The 13,406-nt window shown below is 36.6% G+C and carries 19 protein-coding genes; all 19 read left to right on the top strand.

Annotated features, from left to right (window positions below; translation table 11 throughout):
- The first annotated feature begins 86 nt into the window (after positions 1-86).
- The gene (locus MKY23_RS07350) at positions 87-926 is read left to right on the top strand and encodes a TIR domain-containing protein (RefSeq protein WP_339836755.1); all 840 of its coding nucleotides are present in this window, start codon (positions 87-89) and stop codon (positions 924-926) included.
- Complete coding sequence (locus MKY23_RS07355; protein ID WP_339836758.1) at positions 910-1,464, top strand: hypothetical protein; 555 nt, start codon at positions 910-912, stop codon at positions 1,462-1,464. Before MKY23_RS07350 ends, MKY23_RS07355 begins: the two co-directional genes overlap by 17 nt.
- Before the next feature lie 157 nt (positions 1,465-1,621).
- Positions 1,622-2,119, top strand: a complete 498-nt coding sequence (locus MKY23_RS07360) for a hypothetical protein (RefSeq protein ID WP_339836761.1) — start codon at positions 1,622-1,624, stop codon at positions 2,117-2,119.
- A gap of 427 nt (positions 2,120-2,546) precedes the next feature.
- Positions 2,547-2,888 carry a hypothetical protein gene (locus tag MKY23_RS07365; RefSeq protein ID WP_339836764.1) on the top strand — a complete coding sequence of 114 codons (342 nt, stop codon included), beginning with the start codon at positions 2,547-2,549 and terminating at the stop codon, positions 2,886-2,888.
- 239 nt (positions 2,889-3,127) lie between these two features.
- Positions 3,128-3,640, top strand: a complete 513-nt coding sequence (locus MKY23_RS07370) for a GNAT family N-acetyltransferase (protein ID WP_339836767.1) — start codon at positions 3,128-3,130, stop codon at positions 3,638-3,640.
- 78 nt (positions 3,641-3,718) lie between these two features.
- Positions 3,719-4,486, top strand: a complete 768-nt coding sequence (locus MKY23_RS07375; protein WP_339836769.1) for a GNAT family N-acetyltransferase — start codon at positions 3,719-3,721, stop codon at positions 4,484-4,486.
- A 266-nt stretch (positions 4,487-4,752) separates the two neighbouring features.
- Positions 4,753-5,247 carry a hypothetical protein gene (locus MKY23_RS07380; protein ID WP_339836772.1) on the top strand — a complete coding sequence of 165 codons (495 nt, stop codon included), beginning with the start codon at positions 4,753-4,755 and terminating at the stop codon, positions 5,245-5,247.
- A gap of 296 nt (positions 5,248-5,543) precedes the next feature.
- Positions 5,544-6,341, top strand: a complete 798-nt coding sequence (locus tag MKY23_RS07385) for a phosphotransferase (RefSeq protein WP_339836775.1) — start codon at positions 5,544-5,546, stop codon at positions 6,339-6,341.
- A 148-nt stretch (positions 6,342-6,489) separates the two neighbouring features.
- Positions 6,490-7,281, top strand: coding sequence for a GNAT family N-acetyltransferase (locus MKY23_RS07390; RefSeq protein WP_339836779.1), 792 nt, complete (start codon positions 6,490-6,492; stop codon positions 7,279-7,281).
- A gap of 164 nt (positions 7,282-7,445) precedes the next feature.
- Positions 7,446-8,408 carry a serine hydrolase gene (locus MKY23_RS07395; protein ID WP_339836781.1) on the top strand — a complete coding sequence of 321 codons (963 nt, stop codon included), beginning with the start codon at positions 7,446-7,448 and terminating at the stop codon, positions 8,406-8,408.
- A gap of 195 nt (positions 8,409-8,603) precedes the next feature.
- Positions 8,604-9,092, top strand: a complete 489-nt coding sequence (locus MKY23_RS07400) for a hypothetical protein (RefSeq protein ID WP_339836784.1) — start codon at positions 8,604-8,606, stop codon at positions 9,090-9,092.
- Positions 9,093-9,137: 45 nt separating this feature from the next.
- A complete protein-coding gene (locus MKY23_RS07405; RefSeq protein ID WP_339836787.1) occupies positions 9,138-9,560 on the top strand; it encodes a GNAT family N-acetyltransferase in 423 nt (140 codons plus the stop codon).
- A 74-nt stretch (positions 9,561-9,634) separates the two neighbouring features.
- A complete protein-coding gene (locus tag MKY23_RS07410) occupies positions 9,635-10,402 on the top strand; it encodes a nucleotidyltransferase domain-containing protein (RefSeq protein WP_339836790.1) in 768 nt (255 codons plus the stop codon).
- Positions 10,403-10,418: 16 nt separating this feature from the next.
- Positions 10,419-10,838: a hypothetical protein gene (locus MKY23_RS07415; RefSeq protein ID WP_339836793.1), complete on the top strand. Its 420-nt coding sequence runs from the start codon at positions 10,419-10,421 to the stop codon at positions 10,836-10,838.
- Complete coding sequence (locus MKY23_RS07420) at positions 10,831-11,250, top strand: hypothetical protein (RefSeq protein WP_339836796.1); 420 nt, start codon at positions 10,831-10,833, stop codon at positions 11,248-11,250. The genes MKY23_RS07415 and MKY23_RS07420 overlap by 8 nt, the downstream gene beginning before the upstream one ends.
- Before the next feature lie 78 nt (positions 11,251-11,328).
- The gene (locus MKY23_RS07425) at positions 11,329-11,823 is read left to right on the top strand and encodes a GNAT family N-acetyltransferase (protein WP_339839313.1); all 495 of its coding nucleotides are present in this window, start codon (positions 11,329-11,331) and stop codon (positions 11,821-11,823) included.
- 104 nt (positions 11,824-11,927) lie between these two features.
- Complete coding sequence (locus MKY23_RS07430) at positions 11,928-12,509, top strand: DJ-1/PfpI family protein (protein ID WP_339836799.1); 582 nt, start codon at positions 11,928-11,930, stop codon at positions 12,507-12,509.
- 39 nt (positions 12,510-12,548) lie between these two features.
- Complete coding sequence (locus MKY23_RS07435; RefSeq protein WP_339839316.1) at positions 12,549-12,854, top strand: DUF2834 domain-containing protein; 306 nt, start codon at positions 12,549-12,551, stop codon at positions 12,852-12,854.
- A gap of 85 nt (positions 12,855-12,939) precedes the next feature.
- A complete protein-coding gene (locus tag MKY23_RS07440) occupies positions 12,940-13,401 on the top strand; it encodes an SRPBCC family protein (protein ID WP_221787136.1) in 462 nt (153 codons plus the stop codon).
- Positions 13,402-13,406: the final 5 nt, after the last annotated feature.

Consider the following 13,406-nt stretch of genomic DNA (forward strand, 5'->3'; position numbering starts at 1 on the left):
ATACTTGGCATTCGCCAAGCGTCGTGAATACAGAAGCGTTATGTGAAATATTGTAACTAATGAATTGTATAGAATAGAGGGATGGAATGAATTTATTTTTGTCATATAGTTTTAAGGACAAGGAAATAGCTGACCTTGTAAGTTTGCAGATAAAAGAAAGTAATGTAGGGAGTATAAATGAATATGAATTAAATGTAAGTGAAGTGAATGTTTTGGATGAATTGAGATACAGTATACGTAAAAGTGATTATGTGATTTTTTTTATTTCTAATAATTTTTTGAATTCTAATTATTCCATGTTAGAGCTGTCTGAAGCTCTTAACGAGTTAAGAATACGGAAAATTAATATTATACCTATTCTAATAGAGAAGTGTTCAATTCCTAGGGGACTTTTGGAACTTGGTATTATTGATTTTTCAAAATCCTTTGAAAAAGGTATGGAAAAGCTATTAACTAAATTAACGATCAAAAAGAAAATTGATCTCGAAGAAATTAGCCCATGGATGTACGAAAAAATAGTAGCAATTTTTCTTAAGGAGTATGGATTCAAAATCATTCAAGGTGAGAACAATCGTGATCTTGGTGTGGATTATATATGTGAATATAATGCCAAAGATCCATTTGGTCAAAAAGTAAAGGAGGTTTGGATGGTAGAAGTAAAGTTCTATAAAAACGAACGTTTTAGTATTAACGAAATTAAAAAGCTTTATTATTATGTGCAAGCTTCATCACAAAAGGGTGCTAATTTGCTTATGATAACTAACAATATTTTAAATTCTGCAGCAATGGAGTATTTGAATGACCTAAAAGAAAATGCTCCAACTCAAGTGACAGTAATTGATGGGCCGGCTTTTGAAAGGTTGATTTATAGGAAAACACGATTAGTGAATCGTATAGCCGAGGTGTTGTATGATTCAAATCAATGAGCTGATAAGAGAAATTGATGATTGCCCTATAGGTCGAGAAGGATGGTCACAATTTGAAGAGATTTGTACACGAGTGCTTGAATTTCTTTTTGTGCCTCCGTTAACACGGCCGAATAGACAATCACGTACATATTCTGGCGTGAATAGAAGAGATGCAATTTTTCCAAATAGAAATATTACTAATACTGGTATTGGCAATTGTCTCAATTGGCATCATCTTTATGTCGAATTGAATGCAAGATTTATATTATTTGAATTTAAGAACTATAGTTCGACGCCACTTAGCCACGAAGAGGTAAATCAAACTCGAAATTATCTTGTATCTACAATTGGGAAATTAGGGATAATAGTGTCTACTAAAGATCCAGAAGATTCAGCTATGCGCCAAAGAAACATTGCATATACTCAAGAAGGAAAAGTTATTATATTTCTTAAAAAGGAACACTTAAAAGAGATGTTAGCAATGAAAGAAAGAAATGAAGACCCTTCTGATTTAATAATGGATATGATAGAGCTATTTTATATTCAACATGAATAAAAAAATGGAACATACATTTCACTGAAAGTTAGGTATAAAAGTCTTTACATAACAATATATTCACGCTGCGGGAATTTGCCTTGGGTTCGGCAACGAACACCCGACATACTTCGGGTCGTGAATACAGGAACGTTATAGGAAAGGAACGTAAATAATAATGTCTGAAGAAATGCTGGAAGAACTCTCTTTAGATGATTTAAAAGAGCAATTACTTCAAATCATAAAATCAACTGGAACTAAAATTGAGGAGAGTCAAATTGTAATACTGGATCGAGGACTTCCTCATAAATCTTCAACGTTACCTGTGGGCAGAATGGCTGTATACTCTTTCATTTATCAAGATAGATTTTTAAAGATAGGTAAAGCAGGACCCAATAGTAACGCAAGATTTAATAGTCAACACTACGATCCTAAAAATTCTCAAAGTAATTTAGCCAAATCATTATTAAATGATCCAATGCTTGTAGGATTAAATCTTGATGCAATGACTATTAAAGAGTGGATTAAAAAGAATACAAGAAGAATAGATTTCTTGGTGGATGCTACATTGGGAATATTCGTTCTGAACTTAATTGAAGCATTTTTACATTTGAAGTATAGACCGAAATATGAAGGCTATGAAAAACAAAGATCGACCATTAAGATGGATTTGTAAGTAGTTCAAAGAAGATGTTCCCATCCTATAACAAAATATTCAAGCTGCGGCTCTTTCCGAGCCTTAGTCTGCTGGATGCATTTCAAAGAGGAATTTCAGCAGACAACCCCAACGGGGTTCATGAATACAGTAACGTTAGGTGAAATTTCTGAAAATGGAGGAACTAAATTTGTAGGATAAATTAATACAGCTCGATGGTGAAACATTAAAATCAGTAATTTCGCTTTTCGCGTTATTTTTTTCATTACTAGCTATAATAATTACTTTTTGGAATGTAAATAGACAACGAGTTGCTAATCTAAAGAATGACACTGAAAAATTCAAAAGAGAATTAAATCTAAAAACATGTGATGAGTTCATTGAAAAGATATTTAGTGCTAAACAACTGCTGCAAAGGACGCGAAGTCTTGAGGGACAATTAAGGTGGATGATATTTGGAGCTAAGTCGCAAGAAGAATTTAATGAAGATTTATGGGGGATTATTGAAGATAAGAGCATAGAGGATTTATGGCTGTACATTCTGAAGAGAGAAATAATTCTTAAAAAGTACAAGGGAGATTGTGAAAAACTGTATAAGGAATGGGATAGATCTACACAAGAAATTTGGAAATTTAAGAACTTTTGGATTCCAGGGAGAACAGATCAAGAACTTTTTGAAGAAATCATAAAACCTAATGAGATAGCTGAACCTTTAATTGAACTAACTGAAAAATTACAGAGACAGATTCAGAATGATTTTTTAGGTCATATTTATCAAAAAAAGATTTGAAATATAGACCAGTTATGTTTATCAATGAAGTCAGAAACATCACCTAACATAAAATTCCTGCATCTTTTCTGACGCTCCTTGGTCGCCAAGGGGATTTCGAAGTAGTGATTTCATGCGACACATTCAACCAGCTAAGTCTGACGACCCGGACCTACGGTCCTTAAGCTGCTTGAACGTCAAGAATGCACAAACGTTATATGAAAGGGATGCAAAGAATATAAAAAGAGGTGTCATTTCAAATGGATATTGAGATTACAAGAATAACAAAAGATCAAGCGGATACTTTTTTGAATTTGTATAATTTATATTTGTATGACTTATCAGAATATATCTGTGAAGATCCAAAAGATGATGGGAAATTTGATCCAACAAATACTTACCTGTACCTAGAGAGAGAGGAGTTGCATCCATTTTTTGTTATGCATCTAGGTAAACCAATTGGCTTCATATTAGTTTGTTCCCCTCCGTTTGTTCCAGAAGGAGTTAATTTTACAATACAGGAATTATTTTTATTAAGGAAATATCGCGGTAATAGAATTGCTTCGTTAGGAATAGAGAAAGTATTTAAGCAATTAAAAGGAAAAATTAGTATCGGTCAACTATTGGAAAATAAACCAGCAGTGAGATTTTGGAAGAAATATTATGAAGAACATAATATTGATTTCTTCGAAGAACAAGAGACTATTGAGATTGACAGCTTAGGACTACAAAAAGTGATTTCACAAACTTTTGAGATTCCGAAAAATTGTTAAGTAATTCGACGTAGGCATCCCAATCACATAACATCTCAGGAACGTTATAAGAAATAGCCGCAAAGGGAGGAATAATTGGTGTTAGAATTAGAGAAAAATGAGCTCGAGACTGTTCGCTTTTTATGCAGCGGTAGTAGTAATACAGTTCTTTTTGCGAGTATAGAAGGAAATATAGGAAGGGCATGGACTGACAGTAAGAAGGAGCCCACGTACTCCGTAATTATTGCAGGAGATTTCGCATTCTTACTTGGAAGTGTCGAAGCTTTGAAAGAATTAGATGTTCCATTGCGGTTTGTTCTTGAAGAATGCAGGGGGAAAATCATAATTACGAATGAGTTTTCTTGGATATCCCTTTTATCTCAACATTACTCGGATTCATTCCAAAAGTTTAATCGGTATTCCTTTAAGAAAGAACCGACTTTCCAAATAGACCAATTAAAAGAGAAGATAAAAATGATAGATGCTGCTTTCAAAATCGTACCCATAGATGAACATATTTACCCAATGGTACTGCAAGATCCCTTTATGGCAGATTGTTGTTGTTTCTTCTCTTCCTTAGAAGAATTTATGCAGCATGGCATTGGATTTGTTATCCTCAAGGATAATCAGATTATTGCCGGTGCTTCTTCTTATACTTATCATAAAGGGTGTATTGAAGTTACAATTGGGACACATCCCTTGTACAGACGCCAAGGTTTGGCACTAGCTTGCGCATCAAGATTGATTCTTGACTGCCTAAGCCGAAATATTCACCCAAACTGGGAGGCAGCCAATTTAGAGTCAGTTGCTCTTGCAGAAAAATTAGGTTACAAATTGGAAAAAGAATATGAAGTGTACTCTATATAAACAGTCACACTATGGGGACGGCGGTAGTTGAGTGTTGCAAAGAAAATAATTGTAGGTACTTCAAAGAAGCACATCGTGTAACAATATATCTACGTCGCGTCGCTATTGCTCCTTGGTTTGCCCGAGGATTTTCGAAAAAATGGATTCCGGCAGGCACTTCTGCAAGGCTAAGTGGCTGAGCCACCCAGTCGCTTTGCTCCTTTAAGCCTTTTCGGGCTCGTGAACACAACATGTTAGGCGAAATCAGTAAGAGAGGGGACAACATAATGCTTGCACTAAGACTTACCAAAGACTTATTGAAAGATATGAAAGTGGCTCCAGTTGAAGATATCAATGCAGCTCTGTTTTTAAGCTGGCATGTAAATATTTATAACTTGAACAAACGAAAACACATTGTTTTTGTGAACGATCTAACTAGATTAGCTATTATCATTGATGGAATCAGAACGGGGCAAATAGAGCGTTTGAAAGAAAAATTTATGATAACTCTTCGGGAATACTTACTCCGAGAGGGAGTTAATGCAAGTCTTATCAATAGATATTTTGCGAATAGCGAAGAAGTAGTTATCTCGAAAACAAACAATAGAAGCGTCCTAGGAACTATGAAAGAAGTTACGTGGTTTATTGAAGATGATTTTCACGATAACATTGAACGCATGAAGTGGCTAAATAGAATGATTCATAAACCAATAGATTACAAGGAACCGATCAATTATTTCAAAGAATCCTTATGGAATAATAACAACTACAACATCATTTGAAGGAACTTCAGGGCGGCGCCCTGGCATTGCCTAATAACATATTCGCACATCGGGGAGACTTCGTTGCCTAGGTCCGGTAGCGGTTTGCAGTGAGTTCGAGATGAGGCAATTTAGTATTCGCCGATCCAGCCGGACACATACCATCCCCCTTGGTTTTTAGATACTAATCATGGAAGGAAGCTCAGACAACAAACGACCCAGCCTAAGATAAGAGCTATCTATGGCGGGGTCATTTTATTAATATAGGAACGTTAAATGAAATCAGCGCATGACACAAAATTAAGGAGTACAAAACCATGGATAACAGATTATCTATACCAAGTAAATTAATCAATCTATCCGAATTAGTTAATACCACAGCTGTTGAAAAAGGAAGGCACTATCAATCGGTGTACATTTTGGAGTTTAGTAATTCTGTAAAGTATATATTGAAAGAAAAAAATGTTGATGATTCCGGTAGTTTGATGGACGAAGCAGAAAGATTAAAATGGCTCAATGATATAGTTCCAGTTCCTAAAGTTATAGGCTATATAAAGGAGAACGGTAAGGAACATTTAGTTATGACCTACATAGAGGGCTGTGCCGCCGAAGAATACAAGCAGGAAGAGGGGCAAAAAAGTCTAGGTTATATTCTGGGAGAGGGATTAAGAACGATACACAATATCCCCGTTCATAATTGTCATTTCAACGATAATCTTCTGGATAAGCTTATTGATATGGTAAGGAAGAATATAATTGATAGAAAACATGAGGTCATGGATGCTATTAACAAGTCATTTCCCAATCATACCATTGAGCAATTGATGAATTTCTTAGAGATGTATAAAGCATCGACAGAAGAACTGGTTTTTACGCATGGTGATTATGGTTCGGGAAACGTTATGATACATAAGGGGCGTATTGCAGCATTTATTGATGTAGGAGCATCGGGGATATCCGATCCGTACTATGATATTTATTATCTTGTAAAAAGTCTTACATTTTATACGGATAAGGAAGAAGAAGTAGAGGAGTTTATGAAAGGATATGGAATTTCTGAATTAGATGAGAATAGAATGAAATTTCATCAAATCATCGATACTTTATTGTTGTGAACATCCAAACTCAAGGGATGAACTGACATTGTATTACAACGTATTGACGCGGCTGGCCTTAAGCCTCTCGGATTCATGAATAAACGTTAGGTAAAACCACGCAGGATGAATTGTATAATTGTATGCGTCAAGGAAGGGGATAAAATTAATGATATTGAATTTGGAACTAGCAGATATTCTAGAAAAATCTGAAATAAATTATATGGTTGATCGAATGACTGCAATCAAAGAAAGAGAAGGAAACCCTGAGGGCATTGAAATTAAACGATTCGGCGAGAGCATGGCATTTTATAGTAAAACCATGCCCTGGGGGCTTTTTAATAATGTAAAGGGAAGAATCTCTGAAGATGTGATTGAAGATATCTTAGACTTTTATAATGAGCGGGAAAGGAATTTTGAGATTCAAGTCATCCCCGGTAAGATAAATCAAGAAGTAATGAAAAAACTCCATAATAAAGGATTTTATCAATCAGGATTTCATACAACGCTTTTTTGTGAACCTGGAAATCAGGATTCGTTCGATAATGACAACCTGGAAATTCGTGAACTGCACGAAGATGAGTTTGATAGATATGCAGAAATTCATTGTTTAGGTACAGGATTATCTCTTGATGGGAAAGAACACGTAGCTGCAAATAACCGAGTACTGTTTTCCCGTCCGGGATGGCACTATTATTTGGGGCTGGCTCAGGGGCGTCCAGTTGCAGTAGCTGTAATGTATGTAGAGGACAGTGTTGCTTCATTAACTTTTGCGACAACACTACCAGAATATCGAAATAAAGGATTTCAAACCAGTTTATTACTTAGACGAATTCATGATGCCTACAGAAATTGTAATCTCGTTGTTAGTCAGTGCTCATATGGCTCGCAAAGCCATCGGAATATGGAAAGAGTAGGTATGAGAATCGGATATACCCGAGCAGCATGGACAAGAATTTAATTGTGAAGGGGCGGGGGCGGTCTCTCTAAGATAGTATTCATATTTTGGCTCCTTTCTGTCCCTTGCTGCTGGATGGATTTCGGAGAGGTCTTTCGGCAGACACCTTTTTGGGTTCAGGAACGTGAGAACGTTAGAATAAATAATATGCAGATAAGGATGATAGAATGGATTCGAAGACGCTTGATGAATTTGCACGAGCGATAAAAAAGACAAAGATCAAAAGCTGTCTAATCATGAGGGAAGACAGTTTAGTGTTTGAATACTATAAAAATCGTAAAATAGAAATTAATCCTCAAAAAATCAATTCGTGCACTAAAAGCATTTTATCCATACTTATTGGCATTGCACTTGATAAGGAATACATAAAGAGTATTGCAGAACCAGTGTGTAGTTTTTTCCCGGAATTAATCAATATCCTTGATGATCCTAGAAAACGAGACATCACGATTGAGGATTTACTTACGATGTCGGCAGGGTTTGAGTGGCCCGAATTCGGTGAATGGAATTATTCCACTCCAATGCTGTTTAGTTCGGACATGATAAAGTATGTGTTTGAACGAAATCTTGAACATAACAGAGGAGAGAAAATGAATTACAATTCTGGTTGTTCGCATGTGTTAACAGCGATCTTGCAGAAGACTACAGGAATGAAAGCTATAGAATTCGCACACCTCCATCTGTTTAAACCTCTTGGCATCACGAATGTACATTGGTACGAAGACAATAAAGGGATTAACCGGGGTGGAGACGGCTTGACGATGACCACTGTTGATATGTTAAAGATTGGCACGTTATGTTTGCAACAAGGGAAATGGAAAAACACTCGTATTGTTTCATCAGACTGGTTGGAACAATCTACGCAACCTTATTATTTTACTTATGAATCGATTGGTCATTATGCTTACCATTGGTGGGTAAGACACCTTAATATGAACAATACAGAAGCAAGTGGGACAGAAATGATATTTGCTTTGGGCTTTGGTGGTCAATATATATGTATAATACCTAGTTTGGATATGGTTATTGCAATAACCAGTGACATGTATGAAGACTCATTGAAACCATTACGAATACTGGAGGAATGCCTTAATAATTTGCAGCAGGGCAGATCCTCGAAGAAGGCTTAATACTTAATCTAATCGCACATTCATACACGGTGCCTACCGGCTCCTTGAACCGCAAGAGGCATTTCGATGAGTCGTTTGCAGTGGACAACATTGAGGATCTAACCACGTCACGGCTGAAGCATACGTCTTTTAAGCTTCTCGACTTCGTGAATTCCAAACGTTATCTGATATTTTTGCATGAGGTGAATGTATCAAATGATAAAATTAAATATGAAAATCATAACCTTGATCTTATTATTAATTTTGCCTGCCTGTTCGCCCAATAATCAAAAAGATCCTTCTAACTCAATCTTTCAGGTTGGAATAGATAAAATTGAAAATGTTAAGGTCAACAAACCCTTTCAAATCGTAGGGTATTTGAAAAACTCATCAAATAGGTCAGTGGAGATATCTCATGGCTCAGGTATGTTTAGTTATGAGATTTATAATGAAGCTGGCGAGAGAATCCTTCCAAACGCAACCGTGTTATTAGAACACGCTATTGGCTATCAGGTTGAGCTTCAACCAGGTGAAGAATATAGAAATAATGGACAAGATCAACGAAGTAAGGAATATTACCAATTCGTTATCCACCAGCCAGGCAATTACAAAGTTAAAACGAATGTCGAATTTATGATGAATAATGATGGCAAACCAAAGAAAATAAGCTTATCGAGTGAATCCAAAGAATTCAAAGTGCAGTAGAGGATTGCAGGGAATCTCAACATAAATTTAGCGGAGGTGATTTCAATGGAAGTACAAATACTCAAAAAACAAATTAGTGTAGAAGATTATATGAATCTGAGGGAGATCGTGGGTTGGGGGAATCCTGATAATATAGAGGCCATCGAACGTGGATTAAAGAACACTTTATATTCCATCTGTATAGAGGTTGAGGAGCAGACGATAGGATATGGAAGAATCGTGGGCGACGGTGGGTTTACTTTTTACATACAAGATATTATCGTGTTACCTTCCTATCAGAGGCTCGGTTTAGGCAATAAAATAATGGCGGAACTGATGGAGTATATTACAAGTACGTATCCGCCAGGAAGTTCAGTCGGACTCATGTCGGCAAAAGGCAAAGAGGATTTTTATAAGAAATTTGGATTCGTGGAGAGACCCAATGAAGGTTATGGTGCAGGAATGATCCAATACTTAACGAAACCATAGTAGAGGCATTTCGAGCAAGAGGAATTCACTGGACACATAGCTGAAAGAAGTTTTTACGTTTAGGAGGAGTCTATATGATATTAGAAAAAGTTATAAATCAAATTAATATACAAAGTGAATATAAGGATTTGGTTGATACGTATGTAGAGCATATCCTGAACGAATTCAAAGATAAGATTCATAGCATTTATATGTGTGGCTCGATTCCCAAAGGAACGGCTCAACCTTATAAGTCAGATGCAGACTTTACGATTGTATGTGCCAATCCCAAAGACATTGATTACGAAAGATTGTCGAATATCAAAGATAAGCTTTTGGAAGAATACCCATTTGTTACGAAGATGGATACGATCATTTGCTCGATGGATGATGTATTAAGTAGGCCGAATGATTGGGGTTTTTGGGTTAAGATCATTTGTGTTTGCATACATGGGGAGGACATTGGTGAAAAAGTACCCCCGATCATCATTTCTCCAGAATTCATCTTAGATTTAAATACAGATACCAAGGAGGAAGTGGATCGTATACATCGTTCACTTGCTAATGCTAGTGATGACGCGCTGAAAACTAGATACACTAAAGGTTACTCGAAGCGATTACTTCGTGCATTATACTCATTGGTTTTAGAAGATACAGGGGTATGGGAAGATGACATGACTAGGATGAAAAATGCTATATTAGACTATTGTGAGATTGACCCCGCTTTAGTTGAATATCTGTATGCTTGTTACTTGGATAGTCGTCATGTACCTGTTGAAGAGTTTCTAAGAAATGCAGAGGAAGTATATCGCTATTTCGAGAATGCTTTACATACAATGGCTGCATCCAGAAATTCAAAATGAATGCGAGGTGGGACAGATGAAGGAGGCTACTCTTAAATATGTTGAACAAGCATCCATGGAAAGTCTCATACAAAAGTTGAATCTGCCGCCATTCACTCCATTTTCACAGGATTGGGAATATACGTCGGCTGATGCATCGAGATTAGATGAATTTATTACGTATTACGAGAATCATCAATTAAACGACAATGAGAAATTTACACTGATGATCATTATGATCTCCTCATTGGATGACTACCTTTCCGAAGGAAAAGGAACGGATGGTCACAAACTATGGAATAGAATAAAACAAAATCTACGTAAAGACTATGAGTTACATATCCATACTATTAATTATTGGGCTCAAGATGAGAGCGATCTAGAAGATTGTTTTGCAGTCACACCCTATGTTAAAGAGATGCGAACCTGGAACGAAGGTGAATACGACAATGATTGAAAAAGAAGAAATCATGGAGAGGTTATTAATAGCCGTGCCCTCCTATAAGGATAGATACGAACGGTACATCCAAGAGAACTATGAACTTGGAGAAGAGAGATTGATCTATGTGGATATAAGTGACTTCGTCAAACATGTTATTAAGTGTTATCAACGAAAAGAGACGGATGAATTCGATGCATTATTCGAAGTCATTGAAGAGTTTCATACGAATGGAGATTCATTTGTTAAAGAATTTGCTACAGTCGGTATTCTTGAATCATTTCAGAACCAATTACTGGATAAGAATATTGAGTATAGTGAATTTGAAAAATGTTTAAAACCAGAATCAAAACGATGGTGGAATCATGTAATTGATTATTGGAATGGGAAGACTCCATACATTGGAGGACCGATTAAGGAACAATCATAATGTTCTGGATGTTGGTGATTTTGAAGCAACCCTAGAATCATTCAAAAGCCCGAAAAGGAGATGATTCGGTTGAAAGTCATGCTTCGCTTTGTCTTACCTAGTGATGCTGAACATGTACAGCAATACGCAAGTTACCCTGAAATTTCAGAGACAAGCAATGTTCCCTATCCTTATCCAGACGGAGCAGGAGAATCATGGGTGAACATGGTGATGGCTAGACGTGAACAAGGGATATCTTATGTATTTACTATTTTATCGGATGATCAATTTGCGGGTGTCATGTCTATAAATGCTGTGGACCTAACTGAGAAAACAGCTGAGTTGGATTACTGGATTGCAGTTCCTTTCTGGAATCAAGGCATAGGCACAGTCGCAGCTCAAAAGGCTATTGATTTTGCGTTTCATGAATTGGATCTTCAAATTCTTAAAAGTGCTTGTTTGGCGAGTAATAAAGGATCTTTAAAGGTCCTGAAGAAGAACGGATTTAAAAAAGTAAAAGACTTTGTATTTGAAGCCGGTAAGTTTAAAGATGAAACAGGATGCAGACTTGAATTACATAGGTGCGACCTTTAGGCGCAAATCCCGATGAAAACTTTATGAAGCCTGTGATTGATTAAATCGAGTGAGCGGGAAAGGTCTTCATCCTCTACTACAGGCGATTGGAGAGGAATGATTCTATGAAGATGGCATTTATTTTATTTAATGGAGTAACATTTCTTGATTTTGTAGGTTTCTATGACGTTATCTATCGATTGAACTTATTTGACCAAACCAAAGGAACGACATGGGACATCTGTGGATTGACTGAGGAAGTGACAGATGAGCTGGGGATGAGCGTAAAGGTGAATGTCATAAAACCTGATTTATCTCAATATGACCTTGTTTTTGTTCCAGGAGGTATGGGGACTAGAAAACTAAAGGAAGATATTGAATTCGTGGATTGGATTCGAACTGCCGAATCTGTGAGTTACAAAATCTCGGTTTGTACAGGTTCGCTTTTATTAGGCGCTGCCGGTTTCTTGAAGGACAAGACAGCAACAACCCATCCGAATGTATATGACTTACTTGAGCCTTACTGTAAAGAAGTAGTTGAAACGAGAATCGTTAAAGATGGAAACGTGATCACTGCGGGAGGCGTAGCGACATCGATTGATTTGGGACTATATTTGATTGAATTGTTTGCAGGCCAAGAAGAGGCAGATGTAGTAAAGAAGCAGATTGATTATCCCTACACTGCAGTTGGAATCATTGAAGTGTAAATATATTAATGAGGTGAGAGGTTGAAGTATTTCTTCGGGGTGTTAACCATTTTAGGAATAACATTGCCCTACATGTCGTTTTTTCCTTGGATTAGTGAAAACGGATTCAATATAACGATGCTATTGAGTGAAGCAAGACAGAATCGGATTAGCGAGTTTGCTTGGCTGGATGTACTGATCTCCGCGGTTGTTTTGATTGGGTTTATCATTTATGAAGGAAAACGAATTGGAGTAAAGCATATGTGGTTACCGATCATTGGAACATTAACCGTTGGCGTTTCTTTTGGACTGCCATTATTTTTATTATTGCGTGAAATTCATATGGATAAAATGAAGAATAGATAAACTGGGAAATGGATTATAAGTCAGTGGCAGATTCATGTAGTTCTAATTCAATAAATCATTCGTTACGTATCGAGGTGATTGTGGAGTGGTTATAGTTGAGACAGAGATTCTAATCGATGCTCCAATAGAGTTATGTTTTGATATGGCTAGAGATATCGATGTTCATACACAAACGGTCTGGAAACATACGAAAGAGAAAGCTGTCGCAGGAATTACTTCGGGAAAAATAAATTATGAAGATACGGTAACCTTCGAGGCAAGACATTTTTGGATTAGGCAAAAGTTGACGTCAAGGATCACAGCGTACCAAGCTCCTTATTATTTTGTAGATGAAATGCTGAAAGGTGCGTTTAAAAGCTTGCGCCATGAGCATATTTTTGAAGAACATAACGGCAAGACACTCATGAAAGATCGGCTTACTATGGTTGCTCCGTTCGGGGTTATAGGCTGGGTCACCGAAAGACTTATATTAAAATCATATATGAAGCGTTTCCTCATGTATCGAAATCAACAATTGAAATTCTTAATAGAGATGCAAAGTGAATAATAGAA

This window comes from Paenibacillus sp. FSL R7-0272 (assembly GCF_037969905.1).
GTDB lineage: Bacteria > Bacillota > Bacilli > Paenibacillales > Paenibacillaceae > Paenibacillus > Paenibacillus polysaccharolyticus.